Consider the following 22,600-nt stretch of genomic DNA (forward strand, 5'->3'; position numbering starts at 1 on the left):
TTATTATACAGTTAGGAGCCTGGCATAAAGATTTTTTTTGCTAAACTATTTTTTAGTAAGAATTGCATGTAGCCAGCGATCTGCGTCCCTTAAATTTTGATAAAAATGTCTATTGTATTTAGTAAACACCTACTAAAGGCATAGTGTACAGTTGGTATATAGTCATTTTTATAGTTGGCAGCTACTTAACTTTAAGCATATAGATACCTCTTTCAGTTAAAAGAAGAAATGTTACTTTCAGTTGGTCTCTGAAAGCATACACAAAGTTTTATTCTTATGATTAATGTAATATGTTTTGCTTATTCTATGATTACTTAGCCTCCGTAAATGCAACGTAATCAATCTCCTCTTTATATATTATAATATTTTATTTATAAGGAGTTATAGCAATTGCAAAAAAGTATTGCAGCATATTTACTTGATAATCTTATTAACTGACAATATTTCACAACTTTTCTACAAACTAAATCAGAAGAAATAGACTGTGAATAGTCAAGAAGTCAGTAACTGTTGAAGGTTTTAATAGCAAACACATAGCCTAGCTATAAAACTTATTTTAGCATACCATATCTTACATGGTTGTTAGAGCTAAGCTAGCTACCTAACAAACACTAAGAGCACAAACTTGTCTAACTATTATGCTTATTGCTAATATATAAATATGTAACCGGCTACTAGCGCTATACAAATCTTTTTATTGAACTAAGTATGTAAACGCCAGATAAACCTACCAAGCTGTATACAATTCGAGAAGCATTGGTTAAACTTCCAAACAGATAAGCTACCAAGTCGAATTTTGCTAATCCTACTAAGCCCCAATTTAAAGCACCAATAATTGTCAAAATTACAGCAGCTATACGGATATACTTTTTTGTTGTCATAATTATCTGATTTTTTAGTTGTTACCTCATCTAAACTATTACATTCTTCTACCCTATATATCTTCTACCCTATATAATTAATACATAAGCTTATGTATACTACAGCACACACCTTTATATCATCTTCTATTTTCCCTCGTCTGTTGTCAACACAATTTAATAACATTTTTCTTTTTATCTACCTAATATACCAATTAATCTCTTCTTCTATTTAAAATAGATAGGAGATGTAATAATTCTGCTAAAGAACCTAAAGCGGCCATTACATAGGTCATTGCTGCCCACCACAATGCATTTTTAGCTGCAGTATATTCCTGGCTACTTACTATATTTTGCTGATTTATCCAAGCCAACGCCCTTCTACTTGCGTCAAATTCTACTGGCAGAGTTATAAAAGTAAATAACGTTGTTACAGCAAACAAGCCGATACCAATCTCTAGAGGTAGAAGTGTAGTCCTAGCAAGAAAAATACCTATTAAAATAATCCACATCATGTATCGTGAAGTAAACGACAATAATGGTACCATAGCAGAACGAAATTTTAAAAAGGCGTAGCCTTTGGCGTGCTGAACCGCATGTCCACATTCATGAGCAGCTACGGCGGCAGATCCTGCATTACTCGCATAAAATACTGTTTCGCTTAGATTCACTGTTTTATTAACAGGATTATAATGATCTGTTAAATGGCCTTGTGTACAACTAATCGTCACATCCCTTATTCCATAATACTGCAACATTTTAGCAGCTATTTCAGCACCGGTCAAGCCAGATCTTAATTGCATACTAGCATACCTAGCAAGTTTCCATTTTAAGATTTGGTGTATTAACAAGCTCAGTAAGAAAATAACAATACTAATAATCCTCATACAATTCTTATAATTTTTTAGTTTAACATATCCATTTACATATTGAATGATATACGCAATATACGTGCCGAGTATTGATATGGCAGTCAAGTAAAGACTATAATATGAAGCATTTATTTAAATAGATGCTCTTAAAAATTTCTCTATTTTATCAAATATACAAAAGTTTTTTATACATAAATTTATGCCTAAATTAAGGGCCTTTATGCACCTAGTAGACATGGAACCATTATTTATTACCCAAACTTATGAAAATCGGATTAATTTCAGATACGCATGGTTGGTTAGATTCTAAAGTATTTAATTACTTTGAATCCTGTGACGAAATATGGCATGCAGGCGATATTGGCAATATAGAAGTTACACAACAGCTAGAAGCTTTCAAGCCTCTAAGAGCTGTATATGGTAATATTGATGGCAGAGAAATAAGGATTAAATATCCTGGACATCAAAATTTTATTTGTGAAGGATTGCATGTATGGATAACTCATATAGGTGGTAGGCCACCTACTTACACACCTGATATTTTAAAAACTTTTAAGCAAAAACTACCAGATATATTCATATGTGGACACTCCCATATTCTACAGGTTATGCACGACAAAAAGCATCCACCCGTTTTATACCTTAATCCTGGTGCTGCTGGCAGATATGGATTCCACCAAGTACGCACCATACTTCGTTTTGATATTCAACAGGCAAAGATAAGTAATATGCAAGCCATAGAGTTAGGTCCTAGAAGTTACCGCATAACAGACAGCCAACTGTAAAATCTATAAATAATGATGGAATTTATTGACACCCATGCACATCTGTATGATGAAGCATATTCAGAGGATAGAAATCAAGTTATTTCACAAAGTATACAAGCAGGTGTTACCAAAATACTTTTACCCAATATTGATACTAATAGTATAGAACCTATGTTGGCATTAGAAGAGCAACATCCAACATTGTGTTCAGCTATGATAGGAATTCATCCTTGCTATATCAAAGAAGACTTCCAACAGCAACTATATCAAATAGAATATTGGTTAAACAAACGATCTTTTATAGCCATAGGCGAAGTTGGACTAGATTTATATAGAGATACTACTTATCAAGCTCTACAACAAGAAGCTTTAAGCATACAATTAAACTGGGCTAAACAGTACCATCTACCCGTTGTAATTCATACTCGACAAGCTTTTAAGGAAACGATACACTTATTAGAAAAACACCAAGATAGCAATCTTAGAGGAGTATTTCATTGTTTTAGCGGTTCATTAGCTGAAGCAGAACAGATTATAGCACTAGGCTTTCATCTAGGCATAGGAGGCATTATCACCTTTAAAAATGCAGGATTATCAGAATTAATTGCAAAAATTGACTTACAGCATTTAGTACTAGAAACAGATAGCCCTTATTTAGCGCCTGTTCCGTACCGAGGAAAGAGAAATGAGGCTACCTACCTTCCATATATTGCTGCATCAATTGCACTTAGCAAGCAAGTAGATATAGCAACTGTAGCGTCTGTTACTACAGCCAATGCAAAAAAGATATTTGGAATAACATAATAAGCCTAAAGCTAATTATCTAATATTTTAGATTTATTAGTTAAACTATAGATAAGGCAGAAAATTCATACAGTAATAAGTACAAGAAAGCATGTTGATATAATATGTCTTATAAGGCAATTTAAACTAGATGTACGCGCACAAACCAATTCCCATATTACAAGGCGTCTAATGACCTTTAGTAAAAAACCTTCTATGAATTATTCCTGAGATGAAAATATCAAGTGGAGTAAAGAATCAAAGCAAATTTCAAATTATAAATAATGCATTATATTAAACAGATAATGTACTTTATTTTAAACTAATAATAATGCTGATATTATGAAACCTACTGCTAATACAGACAAGTTAACCATACATCATGATTCAGACATATAGGAACTCATGCAGCTCGTTCTAGCAAGAGAAAAAAACTAAATAAATCTAAAGGGCATTTTTGGGTTATTGCTTTGAATAACGATAACCAAATCCTTAGTTTAGAACTGGTATCAATGGAGAATTCAAGTAATGTGGTTGTAAAGCCGGACGTTCTCAGTATTCCTTTGCAAAAGATAGCTGCAGGAGTAATCTTAGTACATAATCATCCTTTCGAAGAGATAAAATTGTCTGTTCAGGATACAGATTTAGTAGATCACCTCATCCAAGCATGCAAATTCATGAATACCCCTGTCTTAGATTATATTGTTAGTACAGAAAACAGTTACTTAGGTTTTAAAGCTTCTGGCTTTTTAGATCTTTTAGAAACTAGCAAGAAATATGTACCTCCGTATGAGTTAAAAAAACAGTATTCCGAGCAAAAGCAAGCGGAGCTTAAAAAGAAAGACAGAATAAGATCGTAAAAAGTAGAGAAAGAGCTTAGAAAGATATAAGCAATAGGACTTGAAAAGGGAAATCAGCAAAGAAGAGTATCATTAAGATTGCCAGGCAAATGCAGTTTAAACTATAAATTAAATATTTTGCACAATACAGCTAAACGCTATATATATCATCAAAACATTTTAAAGGTATAAGTAGCCAGTTATTGATCTTTTGACAATTGTGGTTATTTTTAATCTAAGTACGCATTCATGGGTCTGTCAATGCTGGAAACACATTATTTAAAGTATAAAAAAGCACTTGGTTGCTAAGAATAAAAATAAAGCACGAAGCAACTATAAAATTAACCGTATACTAATCATCAACAATAGTTTTTAGAGGCTGTCTAAAAAGGGTAATTTAGATAGGAAAAGCAGACAAAACTTTATAAAATTAGTTAGTGAACTTTAAACTAACAGCTATGCCATACACTAGCGATTTAACAGATAAGGAATGGGAAGTGTTAGAACCATTAGTTACTTACATAGGTCCTTGCCGACCCCGTAAATACACTATAAGAGAAGTATTAGATGCTATTTTCTATTTAGAAAAAACAGGCTGTCAATGGCGCATGCTACCTGCCCATTTTCCACCCTGAAAAAGTGTTTATGACTTGTATTATCGCTGGCGAAGAAATGGTAAATGGGACTTAGTCCATGATACACTTCGAGATCAAGTACGAGAAAAGTTGGGCAAACAAGCCATACCTAGCGCTGCCATTATGGATAGCCGCTCGGTTAAAACAGCACAAAAAGGGGGTCGAGAGGCTATGATGCAGCAAAAAAAGTAAAAGGCCGTAAGCAGCATATTATTGTTGATACGCTGGGGCTTATACTTTGTGTGGTAGTACATTCAGCTCACTTATCAGACTCAAGAGGATGTCATCTTTTGCTTATTCGCCTTTTTAATACATTCCCTTCTATTAAACACATATGGGTAGATGGAGGATACCAGAAAGGATGTATAATGTGGGCTTATGGGGTGCTAGGTTATACTTTAGAAGTTGTACAACGGCTCTCAAATGGGTTTCATATTCTAAAAAAGCGATGGATAGTCGAGCGTACATTTGCTTGGCTGAGTTTTTCTAGGAGGCTCTCTAAAGATTACGAGCATAATCCCAAGTCTTCTGAAACACATATTAAAATTGTTATGATTAGAATCATGCTTAAGCGGCTTTTATGACTCCATTTTGGCTTTTTAGACAGCCTCTTATAGCTAGTTGCCAATAAAATATGTGTTTTGGCTCATTCTAAAGGTAGTAGACCTGTGAGCGCGTACTAACCTAAAGTACTTACTGTACAACTTAAAGTGTTTCTTTTAAGGAAAAAGAGTTAATAAAGTTTTTATACTGTTCTTCGTTATAAGATTCTTCTGCATAACTCGACATAAGCAAATATTTAGTTTGACCTACTAGTATAACCCTACCTCTCATATAGACAAATCTATTTTGTATTAAAAAATCTACTGCTTTATGCTTACCAACATATGACTCTACCGAGTTAAGAAGCTTATTGCTAGAAGAAGATTGAACAATATCCTCTATAAAATTGTTTAAATCAAATTCCGTAAGTTCTACATCTGCTGGATAGTTCATATGGCTGACAGAATAGTTAACTCCTTGGTCAGTTGTACTTTCATAACATTCATACTTGATTTTTAGTTTAGTATCCTCAATAGGCAATTCTTCCTTTTCGTAACTTGGCTGTGTTGGAAATTTGATCTCAAAAGCTTTAGAAGCAGGTTGAAAAGTTTTCCAAGTCGTAAGACTTTGGGTGAAAGCCATAGAAGAAGGTTTCTTAGGTACCTCAAGCTTTGCCTTTAATAATACCACACAGTAAAGTCCACCTATAATAAGCATTAATACCTCACCACGGCTAACACCTTGCCTTGGTTTATAATTTCGGATAGTTTTGTTATTGTAAAAGTGTATTGCTTTTTGCAAAGGACGGAAGCATAGGACATCAAATGTTACACCAACCCCTATAATAAATATATCATACCAATACTCGGACATATATTCTGGCAACCGAGTAACAAATCTAGCCAAGAAGATTAAAAATAAGCATAAAAATATATAGATTATAGATAACTGACCATAAGGGATGCTTTTAGAAAATCCTTGTTCTCTAGCAGAATGGTAAATCTTTTTAAAAAGGTTGTATATAAAAAAGACTGAAAATAAACCACGCCAGAAAGGTACAATATTACGATTTTCTGCTCGTTTAATAGCCTGCCAATTTTTATATGCCCAGTAGAGTGAATATAGTCTTGCCGTCAATATATTAAATATTAAGAACCGAGTAGGCGACACATCAAAGTATCCAATAACAGGAGATGTTGGGTTAGATGCTAGCGCTGTTAAATTTTCCTGTTCAACCTTGTCTTGATAAAAATTAATAGCTTTTTGTACAGGATAAAAGCATAGCTCTCTTACCATCCCAAACAAAATTGCAAGAATAGCAAATACCCATCCCCAAATAGTAACAGAAGTTAAATTACTATAGCTAGCACCATTGTATAATATAGATGATCTAGTAAAAATTGTTAACACACCAAATGTGAGACTTAACCCTAAACAAGCAATATAAAAATTACTTAATAAACGATGGTTTGCAAACTTAGTATAACCTTGCTTTTTAGCAGAATTGAAAACATGTTCAAAAAACTCATCTATAAAGAATACAGCAAATATAGAACGCCAAAATGGAGAAATATTATGCTTTTCTGCTCTTTTAATAGCCTTCCAATTACAATACAACCAGTAAATTTTAAAATAACTTCCTGTAAAAAGATACAATACTAGAAAAGCTGCAAAAGGAATCCTAAAATATTTAGCGCTTGCCCTGTTTTTTTCTATAGGAACTACAGCTTCATTGGACGACTCATTTAACATTACTAAATGGTCTTTTTGATTGATATCACTCATATATAGTTTTAGAAAAGGAATAAAGATTATTAAAGAGATGTATAAAGAGAAAGTGGAGTCGGAGGGAATCGAACCCTCGTCCGAACAAGCAAAAACAATGCTTTCTACATGCTTAGTAACTATCTATTGTCGGGATGCTCCTAGGTTAGTTACATACCTTAGAACAATCCTTATACGCGCTCAACTTCGCTATAATATCACGTAACCTACTATAGCTAGTTCTACTAGATGATGCCTCTATGCTAACCTTGCAGAACAAAAGGTTAGCGAGACAGTTGCTTACCTAATTATCAATTAGGCAGCAAGGGCTACTTGATTGTTGCCAATTATAATAGTGAAAGTTTGTTATAAGAGGTACTACTTACAACACCTCGCATGCTTACATTGCATCTGAACTTATCGTCAAATCCAGTCGACCCCATAATTTCAAAGAGCATATTTTATACAAAAATAAAACATAACTTGCAACAGTGCAAGCAAGTATTACTACAAACAAAATAGCTTAAAGATCTGATATATTAACAATGCTTATTTTCAATTAATAACAAAAAACTTTTCTTGATGAACAAGATTATTTGTAGAAATGGTAGGATCTAAAATATGGGTTTTCCAAATACCTCTACAGACTCTTTTTTTCAGCAGTATAACTCCAAGTTAGCTTATCTATGTTTCCTGAGGTAGTCTCAAAACCACTTTACCATTCTTTATGGATTTCTTATAATGGAAATGTTAAGTATTACTTTCATCTTTATTATATAAATATCTTTAATCCTGAAAGTTGGGTAGCATTCGGCATCCAATTTATCATTACACCTTGCCAACCTGTAACCTTTGCCGTAATAATAACATTTGTCCTAATTGGAACCTTATAGTAAACCTTATTGCCTTCTTTTTTAATTTTCTTAGAACTATCTAAGTTTATCTTATATCCAATTTATATCTTATCTAGATTAGGCCCTGCTGATCCAAACCTCCTTGAGCTGAAGCACCTCCCCGGCTTACTGCCTCCACAACTATAGGCAAATATTAATAAAAATTATCCACTATATACATTCTAGTTGTTAGTCTTTGATCATATTCGTTTAATTTAAAATGTGAAAAAATCTAAACCATCCTAAAGTGCAAGGTAAGAAAGCCATTGGGTAAACAGAGATTTCTTGCAATAAAATTCAATGATCAGTTTACAGTTATATTACTTGAATAAGCTCTATAGTATGCGGTAAAATTTTTACAACAACTTATCTTTGCCTATCAACCAACTTATAGCAGTATAACAGATAGGCATGAGTCATTATGATTTTAAAGCCATTGAGCAGAAATGGCAACAATACTGGAAAAATAACCAAATCTTTCGTACAACCATAGAACCTAGCAAGCCCAAATACTATATTTTAGATATGTTCCCTTACCCTTCTGGTGAGGGACTCCATGTAGGCCACCCACTGGGCTATATTGCCTCGGATATTGTGGCTAGGTATAAAAGAAGCAAAGGATACCAGGTACTTCATCCAATGGGGTTTGATGCATTCGGTTTACCTGCAGAACAGTTTGCCATTCAAACAGGACAACATCCTGCTATAACTACTGCTAAAAATATAGGGCGCTATAAGCAACAGCTTTGCCAGTTAGGACTTTCTTATGACTGGGACAGATGCATTAGCACATGCGAGCCAGCTTATTATAAATGGACACAATGGATTTTTATACAATTGTTTAATAGTTGGTATGATATATCTCTACAAAAGGCTCGGCCTATTGATGAACTTATAACCTTATTTGACCAACAAGGCAATCAACAAGTACAAGCTAGCTGTGATAAAGAAGTGTCTTTATTTACTGCCAAAGAATGGCAAGCAATGGATGAAGAGTCTAAACAACAGCATTTACTTGCCTATCGTTTAGCATTTTTAGAAGATACCACTGTTAACTGGTGCCCTGAATTGGGAACCGTATTAGCCAATGAAGAAGTAAAAGATGGGCTTTCAGAACGAGGCGGATATCCTGTTATACGTAAACAAATGAAGCAATGGAGTTTGCGTATTACTGCGTATACAGATAGACTACTAGCTGGTTTAGAACATCTAAAATGGCCCTTGTCCACTAAAGAAATGCAACGTAACTGGATAGGTAGGTCGATAGGTGCTGAACTCAATTTTACAGTAATAGCTAATGGACAAGAGCATACGATCCCTGTATTTACTACGCGACCCGACACCTTATTTGGTGTTACCTATTTAGCACTGTCTCCCGAACATCCATTAGCTAAGCTCATTAGTACAGGTACGCAACAAGCTGCTATAGATACTTATATTACTCAAGCTACTAACCGGTCTGAAAGAGATCGACTAGCGGATGTTAATCATGTTACTGGTATGTTTACAGGTGCTTATGCTATTCATCCTTTTACTAAGCAGCCCTTACCTATTTGGATAGCAGACTACGTGTTAGCAGGCTATGGAACAGGAGCTGTAATGGGTGTACCTGCACATGACAGCCGAGATTATGCTTTTGCACAACATTTTCAATTACCTATTATACAAGTAGTAGCAGGAGGAGACACTGCTCAATCAGCTTATGAAGCAAGAGAAGGCAGCTTATTTAATTCTCAATTCTTGAATGGTCTTTCTATACAGGAAGCCACCAAGCAAGCAATACAAAAGTTAGAGTCCTTAGGTATTGGAAAGCAAAAAACCACCTATCGACTACGTAATGCTATATTTAGCAGGCAACGCTATTGGGGAGAACCTATTCCTATTTACTATAAAAATAATATACCATATCCTATTCCAGCAGAAGAGCTTCCTTTAGAACTACCATCTTTAGCAAGCTTCAAGCCCACTCCTACTGGTGAGCCTCCACTAGGGCATGCTCCTAATTGGAAAACCAAAGAAGGTTATCCTATAGAGCTAAGCACCATGCCAGGATGGGCAGGATCTAGTTGGTATTTTTTTCGGTATATGGATCCTAATAATGAAGCAAGCTTTGTAGGCTCAACAGCACAGAATTACTGGCAAGCAGTAGACTTATATTTGGGTGGAGCAGAACACGCTACAGGCCATTTACTTTATGCGCGATTTTGGACTCAATTTTTATATGACTTGGGGTATGTGAACATAGAAGAACCGTTTCAAGAGCTTATTCACCAAGGGATGATACAAGGCAAGTCTAGCTTTGTGTATAGAATTAAAGGAACCAATCAGTTTGTAAGCTATAACTTACGGCATGCATATGAAACCACTGCGATGCATGTTGATATTCATTTAGTAAAAAACAATATACTAGATCTCGAAAGATTTAAAAACTGGCGTCCTGATTTGCAGACCGCTACTTTTGTATTGGAAAACGGACAATATATATGTGGTAGTGAGGTAGAAAAGATGTCTAAATCAAAATATAATACAGTAAATCCAGACACAGTAGTTGAGCAATACGGAGCAGACACTTTAAGGTTATATACTATGTTCTTAGGACCTATTGAACAAGCCAAGCCTTGGGATATGCATGGTATAGAAGGTGTATTTAGGTTCTTAGTTAAGGTATGGAGGCTATTTTACTTAGAAAAGGGGGCGATAATTACCAATGAAGTGCCTACTAAAGAAGTGCAAAAGGCTATACATAAGGCTATTAAAAAAGTAGAAGAAGACATTAAGCGATATGCTTTTAATACAGCCGTAAGCAACTTAATGATCTGTGTTAATGAACTTACAGCCCTTAAGTGTAATAATCGGGCGGCACTAACCAACTTGGTACTTATATTAGCTCCTTTTGCTCCGCATTTGGCTGAAGAACTTTGGGAAATACTAGGCCATCAGCATAGTATCGCACAAGCTCCTTTTCCAACATATGAGGAAATATACTTGCAAGAAGAAACTTACGAATACCCAATTGCTATTAATGGCAAAGTACGTGCTAAAATTAATTTCCCTGTTGACATGCCTCAAGGACAAATAGAAGAGCAAGTATTAACTCATGAAAGTATTCAAAAATGGATACAAGGACAACAGATAAAAAGGGTTATTGTCATATCTTCCAAAATGGTTAATATTGTAATCTAAGCTATTATATAAATAACTTTTTATAAACATGAATTATATTATTAATATACTTACAGGCACACCCCTTAAAGTATGGATTCTCTTAAAAGTATGGATTCTCTTATGGTATTTGTTCTATACAGGCATTAAAGCTATCAAGCCACAAACGATATGGCTTCCTAAATTATTTATACTTCCACTTATTATTACTGGGTTATCTGTAGCCGGCCTACTTAAGCAACCTAATACTATGCAATCAACAATGTGGTATAGTTATCTAGCTTCTGTTGTGTTAGGTGGATTAGTGAGTTGGCTATTTTTCAGAAATACACAGCTTATAATCGATCGTACCACAAAATCGGTTACACTACCAGGTGGCTATATTACTCTTTTTCTACTGCTAGGTATTTTTGTATTAAATTACTTTTGGGACTATATGCACGCTGTACATCCTACTTTTTTCACCTTACCAGTAAACTGTTTTAAGACGGCTAGTTCAGGCTTACTAGCTGGTTTGTCTATGGGAAGAGCTGCCACTTATACGTATAAATTTTTTAAAACCAACTAATCACATTTTTAATTATGCCACGTATACTCACAGGCATTCAATGTACAGGAAGGCCCCATTTGGGGAATGTACTGGGTGCCATGTTACCTACTTTAGAATTGGCTGCCAAACCGACCTATGACACTTTTATCTTTCTGGCAGATTTACATACACTGACTACCCTTAAAGACTCTCAAGAAAGAAGAAATTATGTATATGCTGCTGCTGCTGCTTGGCTTGCCTTGGGGCTTGACCCAGCAAAAGTCACCTTTTATAGACAATCTAAAGTACCAGCAGTATGCGAGCTAGTATGGTATTTAAGCTGTTTTACCCCCTACCCTATGCTAGCCAATGCACATGCATTTAAAGATAAAGCAGACCGTATGTCAATGGTAAGTGCTGGCTTGTTTACCTACCCCATACTGATGGCAGCAGACATCTTACTATATCATGCAGATATAGTACCAGTTGGGAAAGATCAGCTACAACATTTAGAGATTACTCGTGATATTGCCACCAGCTTTAATCAACAATATGGTCCTGTTTTTCATTTACCCCAGGCATTAATAGATAACTCTATAGCAACCGTTCCTGGCATAGACGGACAGAAAATGAGTAAATCATATCATAATACTATTGATATTTTTTTACCAGAAAAAGAGCTTCGAAAGTTGGTTATGCGTATACAAACAGACAGCAAGTCTGTTGCAGAGTCCAAAGATCCAGATACCTGCATTGTTTTTAAACTGTATAGTTTAGTAGCTAACACAACAGATATTGATACCATGCGCAAGAATTATACAGCAGGCGGGTATGGCTATGGTCAAGCTAAAGAGGAACTTTTTGCTACTATTTTAGAAAGGTTTGCTGTTGCCAGAGAAAAATTTGCTCAATATATAACCGATATAAGCAATTTGGAAAAAATACTGATGTCCGGAGAAGCTAAAGCAAGTGTTGTAGCTACTGAAACGCTGTCTACAATACGTGGCAAGCTAGGATACTAAGTGTATATAGTTGTAGCGTGATAATAGCTAGTTTTTAAAAAGTAAATAGCCAAAAATCTTTCATTACTAACTTGGTTAAGAAAGACTTCTGGCTATTTACTACTAATCTATTTAATGGCTTGTTTAACTGTTATCTTTGCCACCCTTATTCTTCTTATTTTTTTGCTTCTTGTTATTGTCCTCTTTCTTGCCATTTCCATTACTATCATGTGTTTTAGCTTTAGTTGGAGGAATAGTTTCGCCAATATATTCCTCTAACCTGGCACGTACCTCTATTAGCCTCTTTTGCTCATTTTCGTTTAGACCACTTCCTTCTTGATTTATATATGGATCTATATGATGTTGTACGTATTCCTTGATAGGCTTTTTAGTTTTTTTAGGATTTTTTGGATCACCCAAATCTCCCGATTGCAGTGCCAGTGCCTTATCCAATACTGCCAACCATCTATCCCGAAACTTTACTACATCCCTTGTAGCATTAAATACTATAAAACTTAAAAGTGGCGCGCCGTTTAGCCCTAACGTGCCTACAGCTGAATCCTCTCCTTCTGGTTTTTCAAGTAACTTAATTCCAGGGTTATCTAAGAAATACTCAAACATTTTAGCACTATCATTAGCATTTTGCTCATCAGCGGTTGTATGCTCATGATATGCCATATACATAGCAGGTGTTAATTTTTGTGCACTATCTTTACTATATTTAGCTGGAATGGTAAAAATCTCATTGATCATAGGTACATTTTTAGGCTCTACCAAGATTTTTACCATTTCTTTTTTAAGCTCCATATTTAACTGTGGATTCCTAAGTGCCCACCATAAAATAGGTATATTTTCTTTAACAATACCCTTCTGTTTAAATGGAACTTTTTTAGGAGATATAGAAGTAGCATCAGCGTTCAGTGCACCCAAAACTACCAAAGGGTAGTATAGAATTTCTATTCCATCATCGATTGTTGCGCTAACTGTAAGAAGATTTAGTATTGTATCGTCTAACCTAACGCCTTTTTTACAAAGTGCCTTAAAAATCCTTATATACTTTTCAATTCTTGTATGCTCAAGGACTCTTAGTACGTTAGCTCCATTGGAAACTTCCTTCATGGCACCTAATACAAGATTTAATGCATTATTGGGAGACTTTGGCTCTGTATCTAGATCTTTTGAATAGTTTTCTATAATTTCTAAAGCCACTTTAGTATATCCTTCTCTTTGGTTTTCGTCGTTATTTGAGTTATCACCTATTGCTCGAAGTGCTTTTTGAAATTGTGTTTGAGGATTATCATTATCATTCCGAAACTGTTCATTAAGTTGTTCTTGTGCATTTTTGATGGCATCTTCCTCTGGGCGTTCACCACAACTGGTATGTAATAGTACCAGCATTGAAAAAAATAAAGTATATACCTGTCTTAGCACATTACCCGGCTTGATCTTCAATTTTACCATAAATAAATAGAGTTGAATAAGTTGATACTTGTTTATGTTAAACACTACTTAAAATATAAGATATATTAAGCAATTTTCAAGGGATTAGTACATAAAACTTATAAGTATCTTCTTAACAAATTATCTATCTAGCTGTCCAGTTATTATCTTTGTTCATACCCCAATAATTAAAAACTTTTATCATTTATATTATACCAACAATATGCGCATAGGTATTATTATGGGCGGCTTTTCAGCCGAACGCCATATTTCTGTAGAAAGCGGGAGAAATGTATATGAAAAGCTGGCTTCTTCTGGAACATACACACCTATTCCTATTTTTTTGACTGGTACACCCCTACAACATTCACTATTTATTTTACCCATTCATATTTTGCTAAAAGATAGTGCTGACGATATTCATGAAAGACTCAAGCATATTTCTACTACTACGGACAATTCAACTAATTGGACTGAAGAGCCAGCCATAGATTCAATTATTAAAAAGTATGTAGGTTCATTTACCATGCAGCCTACAGCTATAACCTACCAAGAATTAGCACATTTAGTAGACAGTGTTTTTATTGCTTTACACGGGCGACCAGGAGAAGATGGAACTTTGCAAGCTATTTTAGAACAGCATGGGTTGCCCTACAATGGTTCAGGGGTGACAACCACAAGCCTTACCATTGATAAATTTGCTACTAACCGCTTTTTACATAAGCATGGGATATATGTAGCCAATCAAGCTGTGGTTACAATAGACCAATGGAAAAACAATACGCCAGCAACTATAGAGACTATTGAAGCCACTTTTAAATATCCATTTATTGTTAAACCTGTAGATGATGGCTGTAGTGTAGCTGTGTTTAAGATTCAAAATAAAGACATGCTTATAGCTTATGCAGAGAATATATTTAGAGCAGATTCTAACCAACCTACTAATCTTACACAAGTATTAGGTTTAAAACCCAATGCAGCTTTTCCTAATTATCAACAATTTTTGGTAGAAGATCTAATAGAAAAAGGGACAGCCACACATTTTTTAGAAATTACAGGAGGACTTCTAACACATTTAGATGAACAAGGAAATCGGCAATATGAAATGTTTGAACCTTCTGAAGTAGTTGCCACTGGCGATATACTGTCGCTTGAAGAGAAGTTTTTAGCAGGTGAGGGACAAAATATTACACCAGCTAGATTTCATCCAGATCCTACTACCAACCTTGCTATCTCTACAAAAGTTAAAGAAGATCTGCAAAAGGTAGCGCAACTAGTAAATATTGAAGGGTATGCTCGTATTGATGCCATGGTAAAAATATATCCTACACACATAGAAACTTGGATTATTGAAATTAATACCTTACCAGCACTTACACCTGCTACTTGTATTTTTCACCAATGTGCTATAAACGGTTATACGCCTTTTGATTTTATACATACTATTATTCAATATGGATATAAAAAAGCTCGTATAGCAACCATATAATGCCTTTTCTTATGTCATCAAAAAGAATAAAAAAAATGATTGCCATTTTGTTTTTACATGTAGGACTTATATCAGGTATTCTATGTGGCTTGATATGGATGTTTTTCCAATGGGGTCTTCCTGCTATTACTAAACATGGACAAGCCATTACAGTACCTAATCTTAAAGGAATACCTATTGAAGAGCTAAAAGAAATTTTAGCTACGCGGCATTTACGTTACAAGCTTACTGAAGATATTATCTATTTACCTAGCTATCCACCTTCTGTAGTACTAGAGCAATATCCTAAGCCTGGTGCACATGTTAAAGAAGGAAGAAGCATTTATATTACACTTAATGCTGCACAGCCACCAGAAGTAGTTATGCCTAATTTAGTAGATGGCTCTGTAAGAAATGCACATATTACTCTAAAAAGTAGAGGACTTGCTTATAATACTATTACATATGTTACTGATATTGCAAAAAACGCAGTATTAGAGCAATGGTATAATGGAAAACCTATTGATCCAGGCACACGAATTCCACAAGGTTCTAAAATTGATTTAATAGTGGGTGCTGGATTGAATAAACACTTGGTAGTAGTTCCTGACTTAATAGGTATGCCAGCAGAAGAAGCTGAGCTATTACTTTTAGATGCGGGCATGTGTGTTGGGAAAACAGCTTATGAATATATTGATTTGCTACAATCCGGAACAATTTTCCAGCAACAACCTAAGGTAGGTAGCCAAGTAAATTTAGGAGATCCTATTCATATATGGGTGGTAGAAGCCAACCCGCATACAATAGATGTTGAGCCTAAAATAGATGAACCTATTATAGGAGATAAGCCTATACCGGATGTTGTTGAAATCTATTCTGACAGCAGTATGCTGAGTATAGAATCTGATTTACAATAGACCCGCTGCGAAACAAAAAACCCCATTATTTTTTCGCCCTTTAGAGCATTTATTGGCTGTTTTTTGTATATCAAAAATCGTTTCGCAGCGGGTCTAATATAACATTCCTACTGCAGAGGATACTAATCAATCAAATGATAATATTTTAGAGGAAGAAAAAAATGGTAATCCTAACGCTATAACAGATGCGGATAGTTTAGAAATAGAATCTCAGTAAAATAAGTATCAGTTTTTAGCCTTAGCTATATTATTCAGTATATAGGCTAAGGCACCTACTCTACAAACAGGTGTGTCCTACTTCAATTTAAAATAGGATATAATAATACATGCCTTTTATATCAGATAAGTAAGTAAATTATGCTTTATATAGCCAAGGTTGCATAGCAGCTTGCATCTGTTCGATAAATAGTGTATCAAGTGGAGCTAAAGGTAACCTTACATAGTTTTTACAAATACCTAATGCTGCTAACATTTGTTTAGTAGCTACTGGATTGCCCCCTTGTGCTATTAGTTGATGCAAAGGAAATAATTCAAACTGATGTTCGGCAGCCAATTGAAAGTCTTTATTAAGTGCAGCTTGTACCATGGCAGTCATCTGTTTAGGAAAGGCATTTGCTAGCGTAGATATAACACCCACGCCACCTATAGACATAATAGGCACTGTTAAAACATCATCTCCTGAAATAAGCAGAAAATCCACTGGTTTTTTTCTAGCTATTTCGATACAACTTACTAAGTTACCAGAAGCCTCTTTGATACCTATTATATTAGGATGGCTACTCAACTTAATAACAGTTTCAGGAGCTATGCTAGAGCCTGTTCTGCTAGGCACATTGTATAATAATATAGGTATTGGGCAAACATCTGCCAACATTTTATAATGTAGATAAATACCTTCTTGAGAAGGTTTATTATAATATGGACTTACAGCCATGACAAAATCAATACCACTAAAATCCATTTCATCTATTTGCTTTATTAGATCATTGGTATTATTTCCTCCAAGTCCATATACAATAGGTATAGCATTAGGGTTATTGGCCTGTATAAATCCGAGTATTTCTTTTTTCTCTCTAGATGTTGTAGTAGCAGCTTCTCCCGTAGTACCATGTACGACCCAATAGTTTACTCCTCCTGCCGTATTTATCTGTAACAGCTTAGCTAATCCTTCAAAATCAACTTGTAGTTTTTCGTCAAACGGTGTCACTAGTGCCACACCTGTGCCTTTTAATTTTTCTATCATACTTGTAACAGTTGCATATAGTTAAGCATCTTGCTAATCAAACTATCAAACGTAAACTTTTTATCTGTTTCAACAAGCCCCTTAAAAAGTATATCAAATATAGAATTTCTTCCAACCATAAAATTTCCAATCTTACATTTAGCGTTACAGATAGTAATGATATAGTCTAACACAGGATCACTGGTTAGGTCTAGATGATATAAATGCTCAAATGGAGTTTTTAAAAAATCATTTAGCTCCCGATTTTTGGTATGCCCTAGTAAATTGATATCCTGCTTAGAAAAAGCCTTGAATTTTATGTTAGGATTCATTTGGTGGGTAGGCAGATAGCATAACACTTTAACTTGCTTACCACTAGCTTTTATTTTTTCTATAGCACGTAATACAGCTTCAGTTTTTTCTGGATTATCTACCTCTACTGTATATATCAAACCTATTGCCAAAGGCACTCGGCTATTAGTAATAATAGGTACCCTCTTTTTATACTGTTTGGAGTAACGAGTATATAAAGCTAAAAGTCTATCTTTTAATTTATCTTTAAAAAAAGAAATCATAATTCCAGCATTTGTAAGATTTCCGTTTCATTGATAGTAGAAATACCTAGCGCTTGTGCTTGTGCTACTTTACCAGGACCAGGATTTTCGCCTATTATCAAATAGTTTAGTTTAGCCGAAATATTAGTCAGTATTCCCCCTCCTTTCTTTTTAATCAACTCTTTTAACTCTTCTCTTTCGAAATTCTGAAAGGTGCCTGAAATTACAAAAGTTTTTCCTGATAGTGGTAGCGACTGAGTGGCAAAAACAGTTGCTAGCTGAGGCCTGCTTAACTGCAAACCAGCTTGCTTAAGTACATCTATGAGTGCTAAATTTTCAGGGTTTTCAAAATAGTTGGTTACACTATGGGCAATTTCTGTGCCAATAAAAGGAATAGCTATTAAATCCTCTACAGTAGCATTAGATAAAGTATCTATGTCAGTATAATACTGCGTAATTTTATCGGCAATTACTTCGCCCACATGTCTAATTCCTAGAGCAAATAAAACACGTTCAAAAGGACGTTGTTTAGAGCTCTCTATACCACTTAGTACATTGCGAGTAGCCAAGTCTTTAAAACCTTCTAAAGAACGTATATCCTGGTATTTGAGCGAATATAAGTCGGCTGGTGTATGCACCAAGCCCCTATTAATCAACATTTCTATAGTCTGCTTGCCAATAGAGCGGATATCCATAGCTTTCCTATGCACAAAATGTTTGAGCAAACCTTGCAGCTGATAAGGACATCCTTTTGTATTAGGACAATAGTATAGTGCCTTTTCATATCTTTTTACTAACTCAGTGCCACATGCAGGACAATGTGTTACAAATTTTACAGGCTCGCTATCCAGACTTCTTTTACTTACATCTGTACCTGTTATCTTAGGTATAATTTCACCCCCCTTTTCTATAAAAACTGTATCACCTAAGTGAAGGTCTAGGCGCTGAATCTCACCTGCATTATGTAAAGTTGCTCTTTTTACAATAGTGCCAGCCAAAAGAATAGGCTTTAAATGAGCTACTGGTGTAATTACTCCTGTTCTACCTACTTGATAATCTACAGATTCTAGTATAGTAGCTAGATTCTCTGGTTTATATTTATATGCAATAGCCCAGCGAGGACTTTTAGCAGTTAAGCCTAGCTTATTCTGCTGAAGCGTATCATTTACTTTAATTACCACCCCATCTATAGCAACAGGAAGCGAGTTTTTGGCAGACTCCCAGTATTCAATATAAGCCATTACCTCTTCCAGAGTCCGGCATTTTTTATAAGTAGGAGAAACATGAAAGCACCACTTTTCTAGCCATTGAATACATACTTCATGGGTTGGCAAATCCATATCCGTAGATAATAAAGAATACATATAGCAGTCCAACCATCTTTTGGGCCCTGTACTCTTGAGTGTCTTAAGAGTGCCTGCAGTAGCATTTCTGGGATTAGCTAAAGGTTCCAGCCCATGTGCTAGCCTATCTCTATTTAATTTTTCAAAATCAGCTAGTGACATGAAGGCCTCTCCCCTTACTTCAAATGCTGGTGGCAGATCTTTATGCTCGATTATTTGTGGAATATTAGGTATTTGCTTAGCATTTTCAGTAATATCATCTCCCTTAAAACCATCTCCACGCGTTACAACTTTATCTAATTTTCCTTCTTTATATAAAAGGCTAATAGCTACTCCATCAAACTTAAGCTCACAAAAGAATTCTATGGTTGCTCCCGGAAGTTGCTTGTGAGCACGCTTTACAAATTGCATAACCTCTTCTGCTGAGTAAGTATTACTCAAAGAGAGCATAGGATACTGATGATAAACTGTTGCAAATTTTTTAGAAGGTTCTCCGCCTACACGTTGGGTAGGAGAATTAGGTAGCCTAAGATCAGGAAACTGGTTTTCAAGTGCTATAAGCTTTTCTAAAAGCTGATCAAACTCATAGTCTGATATTTCAGGCTGAGCCTCTTCATAGTATAGCTTATTGTGGTAGGCAACTAATGCAGTCAGCCTTTTTATTTCTTTTCTAGCCTGCTCTTTATCCATCATTACCTATATTATCTAATAAAAATGCTTTATGCTAACCTCTACAAATATTTACTTAAAGCTGATATATTTGCTCTTTCATATCATAGGTAAAGATTAGGATATAATAATCAATAATCTTATAGTAGCTAAATATGGCTACAATCTACAAAAAATACTCTAACATCATTACTAGTCCGACACCTGCCACGATAGCTAATAATCTTCTAACGTTTATTCGATGATGTGGGCTAGATTCAAAGAATATAGTCGTGGAAATATGAAGTAAATTACCAACTGCTATAGCAGCTAAGGCAACAAAAATTTGTTGGTTAAATAAGAGACTCTGACTACAATATTTACTAACCCATAGTCCTAGTGGAGAAGCAAAAGAAAAACCTAGTAAGTACCAGAAGATGGTTCGTTTTTTACGTACTATCCCTTGGAGAACACTCACTAAAGCAAAAGCTTCGGAAGATTTATGGAGTACTATACCAACCAATAATCGTGTATTAGTAGCTACATGCGAATGAGAACAAACTGTTAGTATAGCATTACTTAAAATAACACCGTCTAAAAAAGCATGTACACATAAGGAGATAAATAATGCTGTAGCAGAGACTCCATGGTGTTCATGATGTTGAGATTCATACGTATGACCATGTTCTACCCCTTGACTAAACATACCTAACAATAATTGCAAAAAGAAACCTACCAACACATAAAACCCAATAAAATGCGATGAAGTTTGAAAAGCAAGCAAATCTGGAAGTAGATGTAAGATAGTAAGAGAGAATAGATAGCTACCAACAAATACTAACAGAAAGTTAAATGTAGATGGTTTAAGTTTAGGCAACATTAATACCACAAATCCTCCTAGTAAAGACGCTAGAAAGAGCGAAACAATTTGTGTAAACATATGAGGTAATAGCTATATAGTTGGTTAAGTTGCAAATATACAATAATAAAAGTCTGATTAAATGTTTGAATGCAGTATATCTTAAAATTTAAGAAAGAGCATATGCTTTTACTGTATGTAGCATAGAGCCACTTTATTTCACTTTTAGAAATAGGTTATAGCTGGATATCAGCATAAAAAGCTAAATCCGCTTTTTTGTTATAAAGAAGCTTACTAAGGTTTCTAGTTACAGCACAAACGTCCAGCAGCCAGAAATAAAGGCGTTCTGTTTTGCAGCATCAGCTTATTATTTTAAACATCCAAAGTATAGGATCTTCTTCCTTAATGGGATTTAAGTTTGCAAAATAAGCAAGCATAACTTATTGTAAATTCCTTACTATTATTTCTAATAAACTTATGAGAAGGAATCATCCGCTGTTTCAGCAATATACAGCTTATGTTTTACTTGTAAACTTTTTCTTACAAAGTTGTGATGATCTCAAGCTTCCAGTCATACCTATTACTGGAGAGCCAGCAACATCTATACAAGCACATACTCAAGCAATCTTACTACTCAACCGATATTGAGTTTTTAAACCGATATTGAGTCTTTAATAGGATAAGAACTTATAGCAAAAGGGAGAGATATTGTTGCCTGTTATCAATTATCAAGAATCAGGCACATTAAAGGCAAATGTCGAGATGTACACACCTCAAGGATTAATGCCTATCAAGGAGCAGAAGTATTACTAGAACAAGGAGCGGATGTATCTAGGTTGGTTAGTTTAGACAACCCATCTCAAAGGCGCCGTATCCATTTCCAATTAGGCCAAAGTGGCAACCCTACTAGAGTCATTATCTATAAGGATCGCAGGATTGATAGGAGGATTAAGTGGGGAAGATCTACACTAGTCTAGAAGAGTTACAGCATGACTTAGATGAGTGGCTATATTACCACAACCATCAGCGTAGTCATAGTGAAAAGTATTTTTATGGCAAGACACCTATGCAAACATGAAAAGATAGTAAGCACTTAGCTTTGGAAAAGAACAACGAGTTGTTGTATCTTTCTAGCACATCTGACAGGCTAGAGTATACTGGCAGCTTCACCCCTGTCGTAACTTGTTTGTCAGTTTAAATCTTGACTTGTACACTTAATTAAGGTTCTCTTATTTTTATTAGTTTTCCAGATAAACCAAGCTTTATTATAACTAGCAACTTGGGTTATATATAATTCTATCCTAATCTTTTAAAGGTATTTTTTTAGTTAATAACTCAGCTATTGCTGTATGGCCTTTATATTTAGCTACCTGTAATGGAGTTAAACCTTGGTTGTTTTTATCATTTACCTTAGTTTCCTCCTTTCCTAGTAGCAACTTAACGACTTTTATATGGTTATTCATAGCAGCCCAATGTAATGGTAAATAGTCATTCTTATCCT

General features: G+C 35.0%; 17 protein-coding genes, 1 other RNA gene and 3 pseudogenes. 11 read left to right on the forward strand and 10 right to left on the reverse strand.

All coding sequences use genetic code 11. The annotated features are described in order from the left end of the window. Positions 1-680 precede the first annotated feature (680 nt). Together AASI_RS06925 and AASI_RS06930 are read right to left on the reverse strand one after the other, a co-directional pair. Positions 681-881: a DUF378 domain-containing protein gene (locus AASI_RS06925; protein ID WP_012473404.1), complete on the reverse strand. Its 201-nt coding sequence runs from the start codon at positions 879-881 to the stop codon at positions 681-683. A gap of 194 nt (positions 882-1,075) precedes the next feature. Further along, a complete protein-coding gene (locus AASI_RS06930) occupies positions 1,076-1,747 on the reverse strand; it encodes a zinc metallopeptidase (protein ID WP_012473405.1) in 672 nt (223 codons plus the stop codon). A 248-nt stretch (positions 1,748-1,995) separates the two neighbouring features. Here AASI_RS06930 and AASI_RS06935 point away from each other — a divergent pair, with 248 nt between their 5' ends. The 4 genes and pseudogenes from AASI_RS06935 to AASI_RS08440 all read left to right on the forward strand — a co-directional run bounded on the left by AASI_RS06935 (position 1,996) and on the right by AASI_RS08440 (position 5,340). After that, complete coding sequence (locus AASI_RS06935) at positions 1,996-2,517, forward strand: metallophosphoesterase family protein (RefSeq protein WP_012473406.1); 522 nt, start codon at positions 1,996-1,998, stop codon at positions 2,515-2,517. 15 nt (positions 2,518-2,532) lie between these two features. After that, positions 2,533-3,303, forward strand: a complete 771-nt coding sequence (locus tag AASI_RS06940; protein WP_012473407.1) for a TatD family hydrolase — start codon at positions 2,533-2,535, stop codon at positions 3,301-3,303. A gap of 374 nt (positions 3,304-3,677) precedes the next feature. Continuing rightward, positions 3,678-4,142, forward strand: coding sequence for a JAB domain-containing protein (locus tag AASI_RS06945; RefSeq protein ID WP_083758858.1), 465 nt, complete (start codon positions 3,678-3,680; stop codon positions 4,140-4,142). A 437-nt stretch (positions 4,143-4,579) separates the two neighbouring features. Next, positions 4,580-5,340, forward strand: a pseudogene (locus tag AASI_RS08440) (IS5-like element ISCaa9 family transposase). Positions 5,341-5,461: 121 nt separating this feature from the next. Here AASI_RS08440 and AASI_RS06960 read toward each other — a convergent pair. Next, positions 5,462-7,084 carry a hypothetical protein gene (locus AASI_RS06960; RefSeq protein ID WP_012473408.1) on the reverse strand — a complete coding sequence of 541 codons (1,623 nt, stop codon included), beginning with the start codon at positions 7,082-7,084 and terminating at the stop codon, positions 5,462-5,464. A gap of 50 nt (positions 7,085-7,134) precedes the next feature. After that, positions 7,135-7,504, reverse strand: a transfer-messenger RNA (tmRNA) gene (ssrA, locus tag AASI_RS08445). Between the two features lie 863 nt (positions 7,505-8,367). Between ssrA and leuS the strand changes: the two genes are divergently transcribed. The 3 genes from leuS to trpS are packed head-to-tail and all read left to right on the forward strand — an operon-like array spanning position 8,368 to position 12,669. Continuing rightward, positions 8,368-11,139 carry a leucine--tRNA ligase gene (leuS, locus tag AASI_RS06965; protein WP_012473409.1) on the forward strand — a complete coding sequence of 924 codons (2,772 nt, stop codon included), beginning with the start codon at positions 8,368-8,370 and terminating at the stop codon, positions 11,137-11,139. 28 nt (positions 11,140-11,167) lie between these two features. Next, a complete protein-coding gene (locus AASI_RS07770) occupies positions 11,168-11,686 on the forward strand; it encodes a hypothetical protein (protein ID WP_012473410.1) in 519 nt (172 codons plus the stop codon). 14 nt (positions 11,687-11,700) lie between these two features. Beyond that, positions 11,701-12,669, forward strand: a complete 969-nt coding sequence (trpS, locus tag AASI_RS06975; RefSeq protein ID WP_012473411.1) for a tryptophan--tRNA ligase — start codon at positions 11,701-11,703, stop codon at positions 12,667-12,669. Positions 12,670-12,792: 123 nt separating this feature from the next. On the opposite strand, the gene AASI_RS06980 is transcribed toward trpS, so the two are convergent. Further along, positions 12,793-14,109: a hypothetical protein gene (locus tag AASI_RS06980; protein ID WP_012473412.1), complete on the reverse strand. Its 1,317-nt coding sequence runs from the start codon at positions 14,107-14,109 to the stop codon at positions 12,793-12,795. 202 nt (positions 14,110-14,311) lie between these two features. Between AASI_RS06980 and AASI_RS06985 the strand changes: the two genes are divergently transcribed. Next, positions 14,312-15,577, forward strand: a complete 1,266-nt coding sequence (locus tag AASI_RS06985; RefSeq protein WP_012473413.1) for a D-alanine--D-alanine ligase family protein — start codon at positions 14,312-14,314, stop codon at positions 15,575-15,577. A 35-nt stretch (positions 15,578-15,612) separates the two neighbouring features. Next, positions 15,613-16,473 carry a PASTA domain-containing protein gene (locus AASI_RS06990; RefSeq protein WP_187146265.1) on the forward strand — a complete coding sequence of 287 codons (861 nt, stop codon included), beginning with the start codon at positions 15,613-15,615 and terminating at the stop codon, positions 16,471-16,473. A gap of 355 nt (positions 16,474-16,828) precedes the next feature. Here AASI_RS06990 and dapA read toward each other — a convergent pair whose 3' ends face one another. From dapA to AASI_RS07010, 4 genes are all read right to left on the reverse strand, one after another. Then, a complete protein-coding gene (dapA, locus tag AASI_RS06995) occupies positions 16,829-17,716 on the reverse strand; it encodes a 4-hydroxy-tetrahydrodipicolinate synthase (RefSeq protein ID WP_012473415.1) in 888 nt (295 codons plus the stop codon). Beyond that, complete coding sequence (locus AASI_RS07000) at positions 17,713-18,270, reverse strand: DUF6913 domain-containing protein (protein WP_012473416.1); 558 nt, start codon at positions 18,268-18,270, stop codon at positions 17,713-17,715. Before AASI_RS07000 ends, dapA begins: the two co-directional genes overlap by 4 nt. After that, a complete protein-coding gene (gene ligA, locus AASI_RS07005; protein ID WP_012473417.1) occupies positions 18,267-20,282 on the reverse strand; it encodes an NAD-dependent DNA ligase LigA in 2,016 nt (671 codons plus the stop codon). Before ligA ends, AASI_RS07000 begins: the two co-directional genes overlap by 4 nt. Before the next feature lie 145 nt (positions 20,283-20,427). Beyond that, a complete protein-coding gene (locus AASI_RS07010) occupies positions 20,428-21,180 on the reverse strand; it encodes a ZIP family metal transporter (protein WP_012473418.1) in 753 nt (250 codons plus the stop codon). 396 nt (positions 21,181-21,576) lie between these two features. Here AASI_RS07010 and AASI_RS08900 point away from each other — a divergent pair, with 396 nt between their 5' ends. Continuing rightward, on the forward strand, positions 21,577-21,747 hold the full coding sequence (locus AASI_RS08900) for a hypothetical protein (protein ID WP_012473419.1): 171 nt from the start codon (positions 21,577-21,579) through the stop codon (positions 21,745-21,747). A 310-nt stretch (positions 21,748-22,057) separates the two neighbouring features. Then, a pseudogene (locus AASI_RS08715) lies at positions 22,058-22,297 on the forward strand (IS481 family transposase); the annotation flags it as partial. A gap of 103 nt (positions 22,298-22,400) precedes the next feature. Here AASI_RS08715 and AASI_RS08450 read toward each other — a convergent pair. Beyond that, positions 22,401-22,592: pseudogene (locus AASI_RS08450) on the reverse strand (ankyrin repeat domain-containing protein); the annotation flags it as partial. Positions 22,593-22,600: the final 8 nt, after the last annotated feature.

Origin of the sequence: Candidatus Amoebophilus asiaticus 5a2 (genome assembly GCF_000020565.1) — a bacterium.
Lineage (GTDB): Bacteria > Bacteroidota > Bacteroidia > Cytophagales > Amoebophilaceae > Amoebophilus > Amoebophilus asiaticus.

Excerpts from the sequence above, each read along its gene's own strand:
- AASI_RS06925 (WP_012473404.1), bottom strand. The coding sequence starts at position 881 with ATGACAACAAAAAAGTATATCCGTATAGCTGCTGTAATTTTGACAATT.
- AASI_RS06930 (WP_012473405.1), bottom strand. The coding sequence starts at position 1,747 with ATGAGGATTATTAGTATTGTTATTTTCTTACTGAGCTTGTTAATACAC.
- AASI_RS06935 (WP_012473406.1), top strand. The coding sequence starts at position 1,996 with ATGAAAATCGGATTAATTTCAGATACGCATGGTTGGTTAGATTCTAAA.
- AASI_RS06940 (WP_012473407.1), top strand. The coding sequence starts at position 2,533 with ATGGAATTTATTGACACCCATGCACATCTGTATGATGAAGCATATTCA.
- AASI_RS06960 (WP_012473408.1), bottom strand. The coding sequence starts at position 7,084 with ATGAGTGATATCAATCAAAAAGACCATTTAGTAATGTTAAATGAGTCG.
- leuS (WP_012473409.1), top strand. The coding sequence starts at position 8,368 with ATGAGTCATTATGATTTTAAAGCCATTGAGCAGAAATGGCAACAATAC.
- AASI_RS07770 (WP_012473410.1), top strand. The coding sequence starts at position 11,168 with ATGAATTATATTATTAATATACTTACAGGCACACCCCTTAAAGTATGG.
- trpS (WP_012473411.1), top strand. The coding sequence starts at position 11,701 with ATGCCACGTATACTCACAGGCATTCAATGTACAGGAAGGCCCCATTTG.
- AASI_RS06980 (WP_012473412.1), bottom strand. The coding sequence starts at position 14,109 with ATGGTAAAATTGAAGATCAAGCCGGGTAATGTGCTAAGACAGGTATAT.
- AASI_RS06985 (WP_012473413.1), top strand. The coding sequence starts at position 14,312 with ATGCGCATAGGTATTATTATGGGCGGCTTTTCAGCCGAACGCCATATT.
- AASI_RS06990 (WP_187146265.1), top strand. The coding sequence starts at position 15,613 with ATGATTGCCATTTTGTTTTTACATGTAGGACTTATATCAGGTATTCTA.
- dapA (WP_012473415.1), bottom strand. The coding sequence starts at position 17,716 with ATGATAGAAAAATTAAAAGGCACAGGTGTGGCACTAGTGACACCGTTT.
- AASI_RS07000 (WP_012473416.1), bottom strand. The coding sequence starts at position 18,270 with ATGATTTCTTTTTTTAAAGATAAATTAAAAGATAGACTTTTAGCTTTA.
- ligA (WP_012473417.1), bottom strand. The coding sequence starts at position 20,282 with ATGGATAAAGAGCAGGCTAGAAAAGAAATAAAAAGGCTGACTGCATTA.
- AASI_RS07010 (WP_012473418.1), bottom strand. The coding sequence starts at position 21,180 with ATGTTTACACAAATTGTTTCGCTCTTTCTAGCGTCTTTACTAGGAGGA.
- AASI_RS08900 (WP_012473419.1), top strand. The coding sequence starts at position 21,577 with ATGAGAAGGAATCATCCGCTGTTTCAGCAATATACAGCTTATGTTTTA.